Annotated in this window: 19 protein-coding genes; 10 read left to right on the forward strand and 9 right to left on the reverse strand. The window is 65.5% G+C overall.

The genetic code is table 11. The annotated features are described in order from the left end of the window. Positions 1-29: 29 nt before the first annotated feature. Together IAE37_RS20870 and IAE37_RS20875 are read right to left on the reverse strand one after the other, a co-directional pair. Positions 30-581, reverse strand: a complete 552-nt coding sequence (locus tag IAE37_RS20870) for an ATP-dependent Clp protease proteolytic subunit (protein WP_201176539.1) — start codon at positions 579-581, stop codon at positions 30-32. Between the two features lie 45 nt (positions 582-626). Beyond that, positions 627-1,022 (reverse strand): low affinity iron permease family protein, encoded by a 396-nt coding sequence (locus tag IAE37_RS20875; RefSeq protein ID WP_201176541.1) that lies wholly within the window; start codon positions 1,020-1,022, stop codon positions 627-629. Positions 1,023-1,226: 204 nt separating this feature from the next. On the opposite strand from IAE37_RS20875, the gene IAE37_RS20880 reads away from it, so the two are divergent. The 5 genes from IAE37_RS20880 to IAE37_RS20900 are packed head-to-tail and all read left to right on the forward strand — an operon-like array spanning position 1,227 to position 5,492. After that, entirely contained in the window at positions 1,227-2,144 is a 918-nt protein-coding gene (locus IAE37_RS20880; protein WP_201176543.1) for a DUF72 domain-containing protein, read from the forward strand. Next, positions 2,141-2,926, forward strand: coding sequence for an endonuclease/exonuclease/phosphatase family protein (locus IAE37_RS20885; RefSeq protein ID WP_201176545.1), 786 nt, complete (start codon positions 2,141-2,143; stop codon positions 2,924-2,926). Before IAE37_RS20880 ends, IAE37_RS20885 begins: the two co-directional genes overlap by 4 nt. Then, positions 2,923-4,125 (forward strand): cardiolipin synthase ClsB, encoded by a 1,203-nt coding sequence (clsB, locus tag IAE37_RS20890; RefSeq protein WP_201176547.1) that lies wholly within the window; start codon positions 2,923-2,925, stop codon positions 4,123-4,125. Before IAE37_RS20885 ends, clsB begins: the two co-directional genes overlap by 4 nt. Beyond that, positions 4,125-5,084, forward strand: a complete 960-nt coding sequence (locus tag IAE37_RS20895; RefSeq protein WP_201176549.1) for a lysylphosphatidylglycerol synthase domain-containing protein — start codon at positions 4,125-4,127, stop codon at positions 5,082-5,084. Before clsB ends, IAE37_RS20895 begins: the two co-directional genes overlap by 1 nt. 30 nt (positions 5,085-5,114) lie before the next feature. Continuing rightward, on the forward strand, positions 5,115-5,492 hold the full coding sequence (locus IAE37_RS20900) for a termination factor Rho (protein WP_201176551.1): 378 nt from the start codon (positions 5,115-5,117) through the stop codon (positions 5,490-5,492). Between the two features lie 110 nt (positions 5,493-5,602). Here the strand turns inward: IAE37_RS20900 and IAE37_RS20905 are convergent, their stop codons facing one another. Both IAE37_RS20905 and IAE37_RS20910 read right to left on the reverse strand, forming a co-directional pair. Next, complete coding sequence (locus tag IAE37_RS20905) at positions 5,603-5,833, reverse strand: metallothionein (RefSeq protein WP_201176553.1); 231 nt, start codon at positions 5,831-5,833, stop codon at positions 5,603-5,605. After that, complete coding sequence (locus IAE37_RS20910; protein ID WP_201176554.1) at positions 5,830-6,297, reverse strand: phosphotransferase system, HPr-related protein; 468 nt, start codon at positions 6,295-6,297, stop codon at positions 5,830-5,832. Before IAE37_RS20910 ends, IAE37_RS20905 begins: the two co-directional genes overlap by 4 nt. A 166-nt stretch (positions 6,298-6,463) precedes the next feature. On the opposite strand from IAE37_RS20910, the gene ligD reads away from it, so the two are divergent. From ligD to IAE37_RS20935, 5 genes are read left to right on the forward strand one after another with little or no spacing between them, the layout of a single operon-like run. Beyond that, positions 6,464-8,935, forward strand: coding sequence for a DNA ligase D (ligD, locus tag IAE37_RS20915; RefSeq protein WP_201176555.1), 2,472 nt, complete (start codon positions 6,464-6,466; stop codon positions 8,933-8,935). Positions 8,936-8,969: 34 nt separating this feature from the next. Continuing rightward, positions 8,970-10,013: an acyl-CoA dehydrogenase family protein gene (locus IAE37_RS20920; RefSeq protein ID WP_201176556.1), complete on the forward strand. Its 1,044-nt coding sequence runs from the start codon at positions 8,970-8,972 to the stop codon at positions 10,011-10,013. After that, positions 10,010-10,765, forward strand: a complete 756-nt coding sequence (locus IAE37_RS20925) for a PIG-L deacetylase family protein (RefSeq protein WP_201176557.1) — start codon at positions 10,010-10,012, stop codon at positions 10,763-10,765. The genes IAE37_RS20920 and IAE37_RS20925 overlap by 4 nt, the downstream gene beginning before the upstream one ends. Before the next feature lie 11 nt (positions 10,766-10,776). Further along, positions 10,777-11,376, forward strand: coding sequence for a class I SAM-dependent methyltransferase (locus tag IAE37_RS20930; protein WP_201176558.1), 600 nt, complete (start codon positions 10,777-10,779; stop codon positions 11,374-11,376). Next, positions 11,373-12,035, forward strand: coding sequence for a glycosyltransferase (locus IAE37_RS20935; protein WP_201176559.1), 663 nt, complete (start codon positions 11,373-11,375; stop codon positions 12,033-12,035). Before IAE37_RS20930 ends, IAE37_RS20935 begins: the two co-directional genes overlap by 4 nt. Before the next feature lie 114 nt (positions 12,036-12,149). Here the strand turns inward: IAE37_RS20935 and ku are convergent, their stop codons facing one another. From ku to IAE37_RS20960, 5 genes are all read right to left on the reverse strand, one after another. Next, positions 12,150-12,992 (reverse strand): non-homologous end joining protein Ku, encoded by an 843-nt coding sequence (gene ku, locus IAE37_RS20940; RefSeq protein WP_201176561.1) that lies wholly within the window; start codon positions 12,990-12,992, stop codon positions 12,150-12,152. Between the two features lie 106 nt (positions 12,993-13,098). Then, positions 13,099-13,680: a 5'-methylthioadenosine/S-adenosylhomocysteine nucleosidase family protein gene (locus tag IAE37_RS20945; protein WP_201176563.1), complete on the reverse strand. Its 582-nt coding sequence runs from the start codon at positions 13,678-13,680 to the stop codon at positions 13,099-13,101. Positions 13,681-13,724: 44 nt separating this feature from the next. Beyond that, positions 13,725-14,891 (reverse strand): carboxylate-amine ligase, encoded by a 1,167-nt coding sequence (locus tag IAE37_RS20950; protein WP_201176565.1) that lies wholly within the window; start codon positions 14,889-14,891, stop codon positions 13,725-13,727. A 5-nt stretch (positions 14,892-14,896) separates the two neighbouring features. Next, entirely contained in the window at positions 14,897-15,853 is a 957-nt protein-coding gene (locus tag IAE37_RS20955; RefSeq protein ID WP_201176567.1) for a methyltransferase, read from the reverse strand. Then, positions 15,853-17,184, reverse strand: coding sequence for an iron-containing redox enzyme family protein (locus IAE37_RS20960; protein WP_201176569.1), 1,332 nt, complete (start codon positions 17,182-17,184; stop codon positions 15,853-15,855). Before IAE37_RS20960 ends, IAE37_RS20955 begins: the two co-directional genes overlap by 1 nt. Between the last annotated feature and the right edge of the window lie 22 nt (positions 17,185-17,206).

Consider the following 17,206-nt stretch of genomic DNA (forward strand, 5'->3'; position numbering starts at 1 on the left):
CTACCGGCCATCGCAGCGTCGCCGCGCCTTCAGGCGTGCACGCTCCACTGGCAGTTGTCGGCGGCGATGGGCTGGTCCTCGATGGCATGGATCATCCCGCATTCCAGCGCCTCGCGCGGGCCAAGGATGCGCGGATAGGCCATCAGGTAACGCGGCACGTCCAACACTTCGGCGCTGCCTTCGGTGCGCTCGGCAACGATCTGTGCATACAGGCGCAGGTCGTAATCCAGGCTCATGGCGTACTCGGCCATCCGCGAATGGTCCACCGAACCGTGCAGGGTCCAGTGGAAGGGATGGAACAGGAACTTGCTGTACGCGCACGCCGTACGCCGCTCGCCGGCCAGGAACAGGATATTGCCCATGGACTCGACCGTGCCCAGGTTGTGGGTGTGCACCGGCACTGGCAGGGTGCGCAGGAAGTTGTACAGGGTGAACCCGTAGCTGCACTCGCCGCCCATGGTGGCGATGTCCAGTTGCAGCACCTCGGCGCCCTGACGCAGGGCCTTGCCGCAGGTGCTGATCAGGTTGCCGCAGGTCGATGAGTTGATCGGCCCGGTGAAATGGATGATATGTCTGGCCATGCTACCTCCGGGGTTGGCAGTTCGTTGCAGGGACGGCGCAGGCGCTCAGTCGTCGTCCTTTGCCTGCTGCTTGGCGTCCTGGCGAGGCTGCTCGTCGTCCTCGCCCATGCGCTGGTACTGTTTGCGCAGCGCATGCAACTGCGCCGGATCCATGTCTTCCAGGTCCAGCAGCGCCTTGTGCGCGCGCTTGGTGGTACGCAGCAGCTCGTCGATCTTGATGTGCAATACATCGTTATCGCGGTTCTGGGTGTTCTGGATGAGGAAGACCATAAGGAAGGTAATGATGGTGGTCGAGGTATTGATCACCAGCTGCCAGGTGTCGTTGTAGTCGAACAGCACCCCGCTGAGTGCCCAGGCCACGATGAGCGCCAGGGCAACCCCGAAGGTCAGCGGGCGGCCAGCCCAGTTGGCCAGCCATTGGGCGAAACGCTCGAATTTCATGCTGTCGGTCCTCCGTCGCGTAGTCCGCTATTGGGTGGAATCGCTGACGCCGGCAAAGTTCAACTTCTGCCGCTCGCACAAGCCATCCATCAATCGTCCTGAACCCTTGCCAGGCAGGGTCTGTCGCAACTCAAGGCACGCCAGCAAAGGCTGCCCGTCGGATGTTTTACCAGCAGGCCGCGCAAAGCCTTGAGGAGGACGGTAGTGAGCGATATCCGCATCGGCATTTCAGGATGGCGTTATGGCCCGTGGCGCAAGGATTTCTACCCGCAGGGTTTGCGCCAGGCCGATGAACTGGCATTTGCCTCGCGGGCGGTCAACAGCATCGAGATCAATGGCTCGTTCTATGCGCTGCAGATGCCCGAGCGCTATGCCGAGTGGCGCGAGCAGACCCCGGAAGGCTTCGTGTTCTCGGTCAAGGCGCCGCGCTACATCACCCACGTGCGGCGGCTCAAGGACATCGAGGAGCCGCTGGCCAACTTTTTCGCCTCCGGGCCGCTGTTGCTCGGCGACAAGCTTGGCCCGATGCTCTGGCAGTTTCCGCCCAACTTGCGCTACGACGAGGAGCGTTTCGCGCAATTCCTGCAATTACTGCCAGTCGACCGCAAGGCTGCACGCGCCTGTGCCGAGGGATGTGCCGAGCGCCTGCGGGGTAACGGCGGGACGGGCATCAAGGGAAACGCCCGGCTGCGCCACGCCGTGGAAATCCGCCATGAGAGCTTTCTGTGCGCAGGGTTCATCAAGCTGCTGCGCAAGCACAAGGTGGCCTTGGTGGTAGCCGACAGTGCCGGCAAGTGGCCCTACGTGGAGGATGTGACCGCAGATTTCGTCTACATGCGCCTGCATGGCGATGTCGAACTGTACAGCAGTGGCTACACCGCGCGCGCCCTGCGCCGCTGGAAACAGCGCATCCAGCGTTGGAGCGCGGGCAGCCAGGCCGAGGACGCGCAACTGGTCGTTCCGGGGCCTGCCCCAAAACGTGCTTCCCGAGATGTGTATTGCTACTTCGACAACGACCAGAAAGTCCACGCGCCTTACGATGCCCGCCGCTTGCTGGAAAAACTCGACCTCGACCACGACCTGCTCACCGAGCCAGGCGCCCTGCCGGAGGTTGCCCTGTGAATCCGACCTTGCCTGCCCCGCGCAGCCTCATTGACCAGGTGACCACGGTGCACCGCCTGACCGTCCTGACGATCAACGTGCACAAGGGGTTCACCTTCTTCAACCGCCGCTTCATCCTCCCTGAATTGCGCGAAGCGGTTCGGACCACGGGTGCCGACCTGGTGTTCCTGCAAGAGGTGCACGGTAGCCACCAGCAGCACGCCGCGCGTCATCCAGCCTGGCCACAGACGCCGCAGTACGAATTTCTCGCCGACAGCATGTGGCCGCAGTTCGCCTACGGGCGCAACGCGGTCTACCCCCATGGCGACCACGGTAACGCCTTGCTGTCGAAGTTTCCCATCACCGAGCACCACAACCTCGATGTCTCGGTGGCTGGCAACGAACAGCGCGGCCTGCTGCACTGCCGCCTGGAGGTGCCCGGGCACGAACAGGTGCATGCCATCTGCGTGCACCTGGGCCTGCGCGAAGCCCATCGGCAAAGCCAGGTGCGGCTGCTGCTCGACCTGCTCGACAAGCTGCCGGCCAAGGCCCCGGTGATCATTGCCGGAGATTTCAACGATTGGCGCCTGAAAGCTGATGCGGTGCTGTCGCAGCGGCTGGTGGAAGCCTTCGGCGACCGCCTCGGTACCCCGGCGCGCAGTTTCCCGGCCCGCCTGCCGCTGCTGCGGCTGGACCGCATCTACTTGCGCAACGCGCTGCCCTGCAAGGCGCAGGTACTGTCGAAATACCCGTGGTCGCACCTATCCGACCATGCCCCCTTGGCCGCGGAGATCAGCCTATGAACAGGCCATGGGTAGACGGCAACAGCGTCGAGCTGTTGATCAATGGCGAGGCTTATTACCCGAGGGTATTCGAGGCCATGGCCCAGGCCCGGGACGAGATCCTCCTGGAAACCTTCATCATCTTCGACGACAAGGTCGGCCAGCAGCTGCAACGGGCGCTGATCGACGCCGCGCGCCGAGGCGTGCGGGTGGAAGTGGTGGTGGACGGCTACGGCACGGCAGACCTGCCCGAAGCGTTCATCTCGGCCATGACCGAGGCGGGTGTCAGTTTTCATGCCTTCGACCCGCAACCGCGGTTGGCCGGCATGCGTACCAACCTGTTCCGCAGGTTGCACCGCAAGATCGTGGTGATCGATGGCACTCGGGCGTTCATCGGGGGCATCAACTACAGCGCCGACCACCTGGGAGACTATGGGCCGATGGCCAAGCAGGACTATGCCGTCGAGGTGACCGGCCCGGTGGTGGCGCAGATCCACGCCTCCAGCCGGCGCCTGATGTCACCCGTCCTGCAACCGCCCAGCGAGGTGCGTCCGGTCACCGATCCGACCGGCCCTATCAGCGCGGTGATGGTCGAGCGTGACAACGGCCAGCGCAGCACCGCCATCGAGGCGCGTTACCTGGAGGCGTTGCGCGCGGCACGCCAGCGCATCGTGGTGGCCAACGCCTACTTCTTCCCCGGCTACCGCTTGCTGCGCGAGCTGCGCAACGCCGCGCGCCGTGGTGTCGAGGTGACCCTGATCCTGCAGGGCCAGCCGGACATGCGCTGGGTCCGGGCATTGTCACGGCTGCTGTACAACTACCTGCTGCGCGACGGCGTGCACATCCACGAATACTGCAGGCGCCCGCTGCATGGCAAGGTGGCGCTGGTCGATGACGACTGGTCCACGGTGGGTTCCAGCAACCTCGATCCGCTGAGCCTGTCGTTCAACCTGGAAGCCAACCTGTTCATTCGCGACCGGGCGTTCAACCAGGCGCTGTACCAGCATCTGCAGAGCCTCGCCAATCAACAGTGCAAGCCGGTGACCCTGGAGCGGATGATCCGCGGCTACTGGTGGCGCGCTCCGCTGATCTTCGCGTGTTTCCACGTGATCCGGCATTTCCCGCGGATTGCCGGTTGGTTTCCCGCCCATCGCCAGCGCCTGCGCTCGGTGCAGCCGGAAGCCGACGCCCAAGGCGACCTGCATGAGAGGAACACCTGATGGCGCATAAGCAGTGGCATACCTGGGGCAAGCGGCTGTTCTCGCTGCTGTTCCTGATCCTGATCCCGGCGTTGCTGTACATGCTCGCGCGCAATCTTGACTGGAACGAAGTGCGCCAGTCGTTGCTGGCCTACGCGCCCAGTACCCTGGTCGTGGGATTGCTTCTGGCACTGTGCAGCTTCGCCACCTTCGCCAGCTACGATCTGTTGGCGCGGGCCTATACCGGCCACAACCTGCCTGCCCGGCAGGTGCTGCCGGTGGCGTTCGTCTGCTACGCATTCAACCTCAACTTCACCACCTGGGTCGGTGGCGTGGCGCTGCGCTACCGCTTGTATGGGCGCCTTGGGCTCGATACGCCGACCATCACGCGCATCCTCACCCTCGGCCTGCTGACCAACTGGATGGGCTACATGCTGCTGGCCGGTACGGTGTTCGCCCTGCGCCTGGTGGAGCTTCCGCAGAACTGGGCAGTGGGCGCCACCGGCTTGCAACTGATCGGCATACTGCTGATCGCCATCTCGATGGGTTACCTGCTCGCCTGCGGCTTCGCCAAGCGGCGCACCTGGCGCTGGCGCGATCATGAAGTGACCTTGCCAACCCTGCGCCTTGCGCTGTGCCAGGTGGCACTGGGGGCCAGCAATTGGGCGCTGATGGCCTTGCTGATCTGGTGGCTGCTGCCAGACCGGGCGTTCTACCCTTCGATCCTCGGCATCTTGCTGATCAGTTGCGTGGCCGGGGTGGTGGCGCACATCCCGGCAGGCTTGGGCGTGCTGGAAACCGTGTTTCTCGCCCTGCTGCACGGGCAGATGAACCAGAGCACGCTGGTGGCGGCACTGCTGGGCTATCGCACCCTTTACTACCTGATTCCGCTGGTGCTGGCCGTCATCACCTACCTGGTGCTGGAAAAGCGTGCCAAAGCCATGCGCCAGCAGGGCAAGGCCGCGCCCGGTAAACCCTGACGAGGGCGATACGCCCAAAGGAGAGCGAAGATGGCACGTGGAGACAAAGACAAGTACACCGACAAGCAGAAACGCAAGGCCGAGCACATCGAGGAAGGCTACGAGGCCAAGGGCGTTTCCAAGGGTGAGGCTGAAGCGCGGGCCTGGGCCACAGTCAACAAGCAGTCAGGCGGCGGCGAGCGCAAGGGAGGATCAGGGCAGAAGAAAAGCGAACCTGCCAAGGCCAGGTCACGGCAGTCCTCGGCCAAGCGAGCCGTGGCGACCAAGCACGGAAAGCCGCGGGCTGGCGAGCAGTTGGCGGAGATGACAAAGGCAGAGTTGCTGGAGCGGGCGCGTAAGCAGAACATCGCTGGGCGGTCGACGATGAACAAGGCAAAGTTGCTGGAGGTGTTGCGTAGGGCTGACTAGAACCCGCGCCGCCTGCCTTCGCGGGTAAACCCGCTCCTACAGGGGCATCAATGCCGTTATGATCGGCGCAATACCTGTAGTAGCGGATTTACTCGCGGCCCTGGAAATGTTCAAGGCGATATCGGATCACTGGCCGGGAAGGTCTCATCCAGTGCATTGTCCACGCTGGTCTCCTTGGGCTGCGCCGCTTCACCACAATGGCAGTCCGGCATGCGGCACGGCTCGCCATCGCGGTGGCCGCTGGCACAGGCCTCGCAGCAGTAGGCCTTGTCCCCCTGGGTCACGCTGTTGGCGTCGACCGTACAGTTGCAGTGGCTACAGGCACAACGTACTTCGCTCATCGGTCCGTCCTCTCGTCGTCGTCAATCACGTCATCGGTCCAAGGCTCGCCATCGAGCGGGGCTGAGCGCGCCAGCTCTGCTTCGTCGAGGCCTATGCCGCCGCCGATCTCCTGCGCATCGACCCGGCGCAGGCGCTTGTCCGCCGGGCCTCCGGCATCGCCTGGCTCGTGGGGATCGCGGGCGCCGGTTTCGTCGAGCAAGGTGTCAGGGCTCAGATCGTCATAGGTCACCCCGTCTTCGTGCAGGCTGTCGCTCAACGCCTCACCGCCGGTCATGCCGCTTTCAGCAACGCGCCGGGCAGGAAACTCCTGGGCCAGCTCCCGGGCTGGGCGTTCATCCCCTACCCGGCCCTGGCGCTCATCGTTGCGTTCATCGAAATCCAGCTCGTGCACGCTGCCCATACGGTCCTCGGTGTCGTCGATTTCGGCTGGCACGCGGGGTTCGGTATCGTCTGGTCGAGGCATCTCGTTTCTCCATCGGGTGGCTATAACCGGTCGACCTCCCTGCCCCGGCAATGATTCAGAGTTTCTTCAGGCTCCAGCCACCTGCCAGCCACCTGGTGGAAAGATTGAACTCCGTTACACGCGTTCGCCTCCCAACTGGAGACACTACGAACCGCTCGGAGCCGCCATGGCCAAGCCCCTGCAGGACTACAAGCGCAAACGCGATTTCAACGCCACGCCCGAGCCCAGCGGCAGCCGCGCCCGGGGCAAGCAGGCGCACGCCTTGCAGTACTGCATCCAGAAGCACGATGCCAGCCACCTGCACTACGATTTTCGCCTGGAGCTCGATGGCACCCTCAAGAGCTGGGCGATACCCAAGGGCCCGTCGCTCGACCCCAAGGTGCGGCGCCTGGCCGTGCACGTCGAGGACCACCCGCTCGACTATGCCGAGTTCGAAGGCGTTATCCCCGAAGGCCACTATGGCGCGGGCGACGTCATCGTCTGGGACCGCGGCGTCTGGGAGCCCGAGGGCGACCCACACGCCGCCTATGCCAAGGGTAAGCTGCGCTTTCGCCTGCAGGGCGAGAAACTCAGCGGCATCTGGAACCTGTTTCGCACCCACCTGGCCGGCAAGAAGGAACAGTGGATGCTGGTCAAGTCGCACGACGGCGAAGCCCGTAGCGAAGCCGACTACAGCATCGTCGAGGCGCAACCCGACAGCGTGCTCAGCGACCGCACCCTGATCCCTCGCAAAGCCAAGGCGGCCCCCGCCAGTCGCAAGGCCAAGACCACCGCGCGCACGGCCGCCCTGCCCGATCAGCTGCAACCGCAGCTGGCCACCCTGGTCGATTCACCACCCAGCGGCGACTGGCGCTACGAAGTCAAGTTCGACGGCTATCGCATCCTCGCCCGTATCGACGGCGACGAGGTGCGCCTGTTCACCCGCAACGGTCACGACTGGAGCCGCAAGATGCCGCACCAGGTCGAGGCGCTGCGCGCCCTGGGCCTCGAGTCGGCGTGGCTCGACGGTGAGATGGTGGTCGTCGACGACAACGGCGTCGCCGATTTCCAGGCTCTGCAGAACGCCTTCGACACCGAGCAGGACGGAGGTATCACCTATTACCTGTTCGACCTACCTTACCTCGCAGGCCAGGACCTGCGCCCGATGCCGCTGCAAGACCGTCGCCAAGCCCTGGAGCAGTTGCTGCGAAAAAACGCCTCTGAGCGGCTCAAATACTCCGAAAGCTTCGACCAGCCAGTGGACTCGCTCCTGGCGAGCGCCTGCCAGCTCGAGCTGGAGGGCCTGATCGGCAAGCGCGCCGACAGCCCCTATACCGGCAAGCGCAGCGCCGACTGGATCAAGCTCAAGTGCAAGCAGCGCCAAGAGTTCGTCATCGTCGGTTTCACCGACCCCAAGGGCAGCCGCAGCGGCTTCGGCGCCCTGTTGCTGGCCCTGCACGACGACGTCACGGGGGAGCTGCGTTACGCCGGCAAGGTGGGCACGGGATTCAACGCGACCACCCTGGCCAGTCTCCACGGCCGTCTCAAACCGCTGGAAATCTCCCGCCCGGCGCTGCCCACCCCCCCCACCGGCGCCGAGGCGCGTGGCGTGCATTGGCTCAAGCCACAGCTGCTGGCCGAGGTCGCCTATGCCCAGATGACCCGCGACGGCGTGGTGCGCCACTCGGTGTTCCACGGCCTGCGCGACGACAAACCCGCCACCGACATCGACCTGGAGCGCGCCATGCCTGGCAAGACCGCATCCAAGCCGCCCGAGGACGACCTCGGCGAGCTGCGCCTGACCCACCCCGATCGGGTGATCGACGCCAGCAGTGGCGCAACCAAGCGCGACATCGCCGAATACTACGCCCAGGTCAGCCCCTGGATCCTGCCCCAGTTGAAGCACCGCCCGGTCGCCTTGGTGCGCGCGCCGGATGGCCTGGGCGGCGAGCTGTTCTTCCAGAAGAACGCCGGCCAGCTGCATATCCCCAATGTCCTGACCTACGACAAGGCCGAGGCTGGCCAGGCAGCCATGGTCATCAACCGGCCCGACACCCTGCTCGGCGCCGTGCAGATGAACATGCTCGAGTTGCACACCTGGAACGCCACCGACAAGGACTTCGACAAGCCCGACCGCTTCGTCCTCGACCTCGACCCCGACCCTGCGCTGCCCTGGAAGGCCATGCTCGAGGCCACCCAACTGACCTTGACCCTGCTCGACGAACTCGGCCTCGAGGTCTTCATCAAGACCAGCGGCGGCAAGGGTATCCACCTGGTCGTGCCACTGACCCGCCGCGCCAGCTGGGACGAGGTGAAGGACTTCAGCCATGCCATCGTCACCTACCTGGCCAAGCTGTTCCCGGATCGGCTGAGCGCCGTTTCCGGGCCGAAGAACCGCGTCGGGCGGATCTTCATCGACTACCTGCGCAACGGCAAGGGTGCAACCACTGCCAGCGCCTACTCGCTGCGCGCCCGTGAGGGGCTGCCGGTGTCGGTGCCGATCTGGCGCGAAGAGCTGGCGCAGCTCAAGGGGGCCAACCAATGGCACATCGGCAACCTGCAACAGCGCCTGGCGGAAGTCGACGATCCTTGGGCCGCCCTGACCAAGACTCGCCAGTCGATCACCGCGCGCATGCGCAAGCAGATGGGCATGGCCTGATGGAGCGCGCGACGATGGCAAAGGAGCCGAGCACATGAGCATCATCCAGGACTTCGACCTGAACAACCTCGACCGCCTGTTGCGCACGTTCTCGCAGCGTGCACAGCCGCTGAACCTCGATACCCAGTTGCCCGAGCTGATGCATGCGCTGCAGGCCGATCATCTCGACCTGCTGCCATTGCCAGGCCAGGGCAATACCTTGCGCCGCTGGCAGACCTTGGCCCGCGTTGCTGGCTGCGACCTGGCCCTGGCCAAGCTCTACGAAGGCCACACCGATGCCTTGGCGATCCTCGCCGAATGCGGCGCGGCTCATCACGCCAGCGAAGGCATCTGGGGCGTCTGGGCGGCCGAGCCGCCCGAAGCGCGTACCCGCATCACTGCCCGCGACGGGGAACGGGTGCGCCTGGGCGGCCGCAAGGCCTGGTGTTCCGGTGCGCTGCAGATCGATCACGCGCTGATCACCGCCTGGACAGACGACGATCAACCGCAACTGGTGGCGATCGATCTGGCCGACAGCGGCCAGCAGTTGCAGGTCGAACGTTGGCAAGCCTTGGGCATGGCCACCACCACCAGCGTCGAACTGGAATTCGACAATGCACCGGGGATCGCCATCGGGCGTGCCGGGCAGTACCTGTCGCGCCCCGGCTTCTGGCATGGAGGGGCTGGCATCGCCGCTTGCTGGTATGGCGCCGCCGAAGCGCTGGCCGACTACTTGCGCGAGCACTGCCGCAAGCCACGCCCCGACCCGCATGCCAAAGCTCATCTGGGTGCCGTCGACGCAGCCTTGTCCGGCGCCCGCGCCAGCCTGCGCGAGTGCGCGGCGTGGATCGACCGGCAACCCGGCGCCGATGCCAGCTTCGAGGTGCGCCGCGCCCGGGCCCAGGTCGAGCAGGCCGTGGACCAGGTGATCCATCACGTCGGCCGCGCCCTCGGCGCCACGCCGTTCTGCCGTAGCCCTCACTTCGCCCGGCTCAGCGCCGACCTGCCGGTTTTCCTGCGCCAGAGCCATGCCGAACGTGACCTGGCCGCACTCGGTCAACAGTTGGCCCAGTTGCCAGCAGGGGCTTGGCAGCTATGAGCGAAAACCTGATCCAGGCCAGCAGCGGCACGCCCTGGGCCGCCTGGCAGCACTCGGCGCACCTGGCCCGGGCCACGTGGATGCCCCCGCAACAGCTGTGCCCGCCGGGCCAGCGCTTGGTATTGCTGGCACCGCATCCGGATGACGAGATCCTCATGGCCGGCGGCCTGCTAGGCGAATTTCGCGGCCGCGAACAGGACCTGGTGCTGATTTCCGCCACCGATGGCGAAGGCAGCCACCCAGGCTCGGCGCACTGGACCGAGCATCGCCTGCGCCGCCAGCGCCCCCTGGAGAGCCGCCACGCGCTGGCACAGCTCGACCTGGACCTCAATCTGCTGGACTGGCGGCGCCTAAACCTCAAGGACGGTGACCTGCCACGCAACGAGGCGTTCCTGCTCAACCACCTGAACCAATTGCTCAAACCCGGTGACGTGCTGATGACCACCTGGCGTGGCGATGGCCACTGCGACCACGAGGCCGTCGGCCGCGCCGCAGCCCAGGCCAGCCAGGTGCGCCAGGCCCGGCTGGTCGAAGTGCCGGTCTGGGCCTGGCACTGGGCGCAGCCAGACGACCCGCGCCTGCCCTGGCCCCGCGCCCACCGCATCCAGCTCGACGAGGCCCGCGTGGCCCGCAAGCGCCAGGCGCTGGCCGCGCACGTGAGCCAACTGGAGCCCGACCAGGGGCGGCCACCCGTGCTACCCCCAGCTCTGCTCGATTGCCTGCTGCAACCTTTCGAACTGGTGTTCCTCTGAATGGAGTTGTCATGAGCCTCGATGCACAGTATTTCGCCGACCTGTACGCCAGCAACGAAGACCCCTGGGCGTTTCGCACCCGCTGGTACGAGCGGCGCAAGCGCGACCTGGTGATGGCCAGCCTGCCGCGCCAGTGCTACCAAAGGGTGTTCGAGCCCGCTTGCGCCAATGGTGAACTGAGCGCCGCCCTGGCCGAACGCTGCGCTGAGTTGATGTGCCAGGACCTGGACCCCACCGCCGTCGGCTTGGCGCGCGATCGCCTGGCGCTGCTGGGCAATACCACGGTCGGCCTGGGCCACCTGCCCGGCGACTGGCCAGGCGGGCAGTTCGACCTGATCGTCCTCAGCGAAATCGGCTATTACCTCGACCCGACCGAGTGGCTGCAAGTGATCGAACAGTCGGTGCGCAGCCTGACCTACGACGGCGGCCTGTTGGCCTGCCATTGGCGTCACCCGATTGCTGGCTGCCCCCAGGACGGGCGCGAAGTACACGAGATGTTGGCCAGGCACCTGCCGCTGTACCGGGTGTTCCGCCACGAGGAAGGCGATTTTCTCCTCGAGTACTGGGCCTGCCAGCCCAGCGTGGTCGACCTGGACGAGACCTGCCCATGATTGCCGTGGTCGTGCCGGCGCATAACGAAGCGCGGCGCCTCGGGCGATGCCTCAAGGCCCTCTCGGTGGCTGCGGCAATGGCCGAGGGCGAAGGCCATTCGGTGCAGATTCTGGTGGTACTCGACCGTTGCAGCGATGGCACCGCAGCGGTCGCGACGCGCCATGGCGTGGCGACGCTGGCGGTGGATGCCGGCAATGTCGGCATGGCCCGCCGTGCCGGCGCCCAGTGGATGCTCGAACGCGGAGCGCGCTGGTTGGCTTGTACCGATGCCGATAGCCAGGTGCCGCCTCATTGGCTGGTGTCGCAGTTGGCCTGCGGCGCCGATGCGGTGTGCGGCACCGTGCATGTGGCGCACTGGCAGCCTTGGCAGACGGCTGCCCTGCGCGCGCTTTACCACAGCCGTTACCAGGCCGAGGACGGCCACCGGCATATCCACGGCGCCAATCTGGGGGTATGCGCAAGGGCCTACGAGCGCGTCGGCGGGTTCCAGCCCCTGCCGGCCCACGAGGACGTGCGTCTGATCAGCGACCTGCAGGCCCACGGCGCGCAGATCGTATGGAGCGCGCGGCACAGCGTGGCCACCAGCAGCCGTACCGATAGCCGTGCGCGTGAAGGCTTTGGCGATTACCTGGCTGGTCTGGAGTCATCGTTGATCTAGCACGGTCCCTGTAGGAGCGGGTTTACCCGCGAACACGGGCAAAGCCCGTGCCATCCCCAGCAGCGCCTGCTTCGCGGGGCAAGCCAATTGGGCAAGCCGGTAAATCACCCATGATCAAGACGCCTTACGCGAACGCTTGGCGGGCTTCTTCTTCGCCGCCGGCGCGGCCTTGCCACCCAAGCTGCGCTTGAGCAGCTCGGTGAGGTCGATGATATCGGCGCCTTTCTGCGCCTCGCCGCCCTCGCCCTTTTCCACCACGGCGATCTTGCCCTTGCTGGCCTTTTCCTCGACCAGGTCGAGGATGGTCTGGCGGAACGCATCATGGTAGTCATCGGGCGTCCATGACCCGCTCATGTCCTCCACCAGGCGCTTGGCCATGTCCAGCTCCCGCTTGTCGACCTTGGCGTCGGTCACGCTCGGGTCCAGCTCCAGTGTCTCCAAACCGCGTACCTCCTCGGGCCAACGCAGGGTGATCAGCACCAGTGCATCGTCCAACGGCCGCAACAACGCCAGATGCTGCTTGGTGTGCAGCACCACGGTGGCCAAGGCCACCTTGCCGGTACGCTCCAAGGTCTCGCGCAGCAAGGCGTACACCTTGCCACCGCGCTTGTCAGGGCTCAGGTAATACGGCGTGTCGAAGTGCTGCAAGGGAATGTCACCGGCTTCGACGAACGAGAAGATATCGATGGTCTGCGTCGCCTCGGGCCGAGCTTCGCGGATCTCTTGCTCGCTGATGACCACATAGCGGCCTTTTTCATACTCGACGCCCTTGACGATATTGTCCTTGTCGATCTCCTTGCCGGTCACCTTGTTCACCCGCTTGTAGCCCACCGGTTCCATGCTGCGCTTGTCGAGCCAGTCGAAATCGACACCGTCCGAGCGCACGGCGGTATTGAGCGACACCGGGATGTGCACCAAGCCGAAACTGATCGCGCCTTTCCAGATTGCCCGCGCCATTTGCCTGCTCCCAAGGTTGGCGCCCCTGAAGTCGGGGCCGCATACCTTATCGTGACTGCAGGCTGCCTCGAAGGTTTAGCCGGCCCGCCCTACGGCACCAGGTCACTCAGTCGAACAACGCCTTGGCGAAGGCTGCCGCGGCAAGATGCACCTGGACCGACCAGTCACCCGCCGCGTCGCTGCCGGCATCATCGGAGATGTACTTCAGGCACAGGAACGGAATGCCCTGTTCACGGGCGATCAGCGCCAGCACGTAGCCCTCCATGTCGACCACATCGTACGGTGCCTTGCCGTGGTTGGTCTCGAAGCTGTCGCCCGTGCCGCAGGTGCCCAGGGGCAAGCCGGGCTTGCTCAACCCTTGTTCCAGCACCACCGGGATGTTCGCCAGCGGCGTCTCGTAGCGGGCGAAGCCCAGGGGCGTGACATCCATGTCCCGTTGCACGAAGCGCGTGCAGCACACCAGCTCGCCCTTGCCGTAGCGCGGGCTGCCGGCCGAGCCGAGGTTGACGATCAGCTTGGGCTTGCGCGTCTGCAGGGCCTTGGTCAGGGCGATGGCGGCGTTGACCTTGCCGATGCCGGTGAACACCGCGTCGACATGGCTGAAGGCATCGGCGGCCTCGGCTTCGAGGGCAAAGACAAAAAGGGTATCGGCCAGCGCGACGCTGGTGTGTTCATCGATGTGGATCATGCGGGCTTTCCAGTTACCGGCAGTTGGGGAGGAGCCCGGCCACTCTAAAGGGCGACCGGGTCGGCTGCAAATGCCGGCGCGGTGCTCGTGGTGCAACCGCTGCCCCCCTCCTGCAGCACCTGCATGACCACCTGTTGCATGGCCTGCGCCTCGTTCAAGCCTGCCGCGCGAGCGTGCGCGAGACATTGCAGCTGCCGATCGGCACTGGTGCCCTCGGCGATGATGCGCCGGGCATGGCTGAAGGCATGTTCAGCGTCCCCGGTGTCGACTGGGTACATCGCCTGCAGCTGCGCCAACCAGCCCAGGGCAGTGGTCGGCAGTTGCGCTTGCACGCCGATGAACAGCCCGTGCAGGCCATGTCGCATGGCGCGCCAGTAGTTTTCCTGGGTGATCCAGCGCGTTTCTTCGGTAAGCGGCGCAGGATCGTGCCCAGGCGCAAGGCAATGCGCTACCAAGTGCCGGAACAGGCCGGCGATGCACAAGGCATCTTCCAGCCGCGGGCAGGCGTCGCAAATGCGCAGTTCGACGGTCGGGTAACGCCGTGAGGGGCGTATGGCCCACCAGAAGTCGCCGTCATCGGCCAACGCGCCGGTGCGTTGCAGCAATGCCCGGTACCGTTGATAGGCGCCCCAGTCGGCCAGGGGCTCGGGCAGGTTCATGTGCGGCCATTGCGCGCAGATGACCCGCCGATAGCTGCTGTAGCCCGTGACCTGGCCGGCCCAGAGCGGCGACGACGTGCTCAGCGCGAGAAACAGTGGCAGCCAGCGCAACACACGGTTGATCAGTTGCATGCGATCGCATTCGGCTGGCACGCCCACATGCACGTGCAAACCGCACAGCAGGCTTTGCCGGGCAACATGCTGATAGTCGGCGAACACCTGGCGGTAGTGTGGCTCGGGTCGGGGGTGTTGGCGCTGCCACTGCGCGCAGGGATGGCTGGCGCCGCCGTACAAGCCCAAACCGTGCTCGGCCAGAGCCTCGACCAGGCGCTGCCGGTGGTCGACAAAGAAACCCCGAGCCTGCTGCAGGTTGTGAAACACCGGCGAGGCGATCTCGATCTGGCTGCGGAACATCTCGTTCGCCAGGTAAGGGCCCACCGCCGCCTCGCAACACCGGGCCACGGCCTTGCCCGGCGCCGCCAGCACGCGGCCATTGTCCAGGCATACCAGCAGGTACTCTTCCTCGATACCGAACGTGCAGGCCTCGGTCACGGCGGTCAGCCATTGCGGGTGACGGTGAGCGCCACCGCAGCGATGCGCTCGACCTGCTGGTAACCTGGCTCACCCAGCTGTTCGCCAAACACATCGGGGTCGATTTCCCGGTACACCCACGACCAACGTGGCCCGGCAAGGCGCAAGCGCACGGCTTCGAGCAAGGCATCGCGGCCCTCGACGATGGCCACTCCGGTATACAGCAACAGCGAGCCGCCTGGGCTCAGGCGCTCGCGCGCCTGCTCGACGATCCGCAGCGACAGCTCGGCGCCCAGCGCGCCACCTCCGTGACGGTAGGTGCGCTGGCCGACATCGAGCATGTACGGTGGGTTGGCGACGATCAGATCGAAGTTGCCAGCCAGGCCGTCGAGCAGGTCGCTGGGCTCCACCGACAGGTTGCCGACCCCGGCCAACGCCGCGTTGATGGCTGTGTAGCGCAGGGCCCGAGGGTTGATATCGACCGCGCTGACTTGCGCGTGCTGGGCGGCACGGGCGATCAGCAAGGCACCGATGCCGCTGCCGCAGCCGATGTCCACGGCATGCTGCACGCGGGTCGGATGGCGCTGCAGGTGGTCGTGGATGACCTGGGCAAAGCGATAACTGTCGGGCCCGAAGAATACGGCGTCGGCGGCCTCGGTCGGATACGCCGAATGCACCAGCAGCAGGTCGTCGAGGCTCGACCAGCGCACGTTGCTGCGCAGCAGGCCACCCGGCTCCTCGTTCAGCACGCCGGCTTGCCGCAGCTGTTGCAATTCGTCGACGCAGACCAACGACGGGGCGAAAGGCCGGCTCCAACCGAAGACATCGCGCAGGTTATGCGCTCGCTCGGCACCAGGCCGCGCGTTGTTGAGGGCATGGGTAGCGGGCGTGACGCAGGTGAACCGGTAGCCATCGGCGCGCAAACGCCGCCCCAGTTGCAGCAAGGCGGTATCCGCTTCGGTCTGGGCAGAGTCGAGTCGCATCAGTGAGGGATCTCCTGGGCGAGGCCCGTGGCGCGGAGATAGGCCTGGGTGGCAAGCAGGCCTTCCGGCAATGCGTGGCGGTTGCCGGCCATGCGCTCGATGAGTGTGTCGATCGCTTGGCCGGGTCGCGGTGCCGGCAAGGGCTTGAACGCCAACCCTGACTCCCAGCTGCCAGGCATCACCCGCCGTGTGGGGCTCTGCCAACCGGCAGCGATCCAGTCATACCAGAGCTGTTTTTCGTAGGCGTTGAAGACGCCAAACATGGGCGCTGACGGCCCCTCGATCATCCGCCACCAGCGGCTCTGCGCGGGATCCGCGCCGCGCTGGATCCAGCCTTGGGCCTGCATGGCCTCGAGGAAGCCCGGCATCAGCCCAGGTTCGGCCAGCCACTGATTGATGGTGCGTTTTTGCAGCCGGCAATGGTCCGCGTGCATGAACTGCCCGAATACTCGTTTGCGCTCCAGAGCGGCCAGCAACTCGGCATGCAGGTCGAAACTGGCGATAAGACTCGGCGTATCGGTGCCTAGGTCGTTCAGCCGATAGCCATGACGTACGCGCCGGTAGAATTCGTCGCTGCCTCGCACCGGCGACAGTTGCTGCAGCGCCTGGATAGCCTTCTGGGCATGACCGCTGGCGGCATTGTCGATGGTGACGTGCAGCTGGAAGTAATGGCCATCGATGCCTAGCTCGGCAAGCTCGTAGGTGGTGATCAGCAAGTGCAGCGGCGGTTGTTCATAGCCAAGGTTATAACCGATGACCTCCGGCAGGTAGCGCTCGCCGTGAAGCCCCAGCGCCAACTGCAGGGTGCCCGATAGGTAGCGCTCGTCAGCCATGGGCGCGGGGTCCTGGCAGCCGAGGCGAGTCAGCAGGCGTTGGTAGATGAGTACGTGATTCAAGTGCGCATCGCCCTCACCCAGTTCCTCCAGGTAGGTGCGGATCAGCCCGTGGTAGCGAGGGTCACGCCACTGCTTCAGGGTCGAGAACAGCCAGGCGCCATCGACCGCCTTGGTCGGCGCGACTTGCTGTATGAACCACAATGCATGGGCACGGTTGTCGAAGTAACGGCGCGCAGCCCCATGGCGGCGTTGTTCGAGGTACTGGGCATGGCCTTGGGCCACCTGACGACAATGCTCATGGCTCCAAGCCGTGAGCTGCGCAGGCGTGGCGGGCAGATCATCGCTCATGCCCTCGGCCCGACTCAGCTGTGCGTCGAGCCAGGCACGGCTACCGGCATCCTCACCTTGCAGCAAGGCACGGTAGCGTCGTTGCAGGCCGCCGCCACGCTCGACTGGCATGAGCGACGGGGCAGATGTGCAGGTCATGACCGTCATGCCTTACTCCTTGCGCTATGGC

It is taken from the genome of Pseudomonas sp. S31 (assembly GCF_016648105.1).
Taxonomy (GTDB): domain Bacteria; phylum Pseudomonadota; class Gammaproteobacteria; order Pseudomonadales; family Pseudomonadaceae; genus Aquipseudomonas.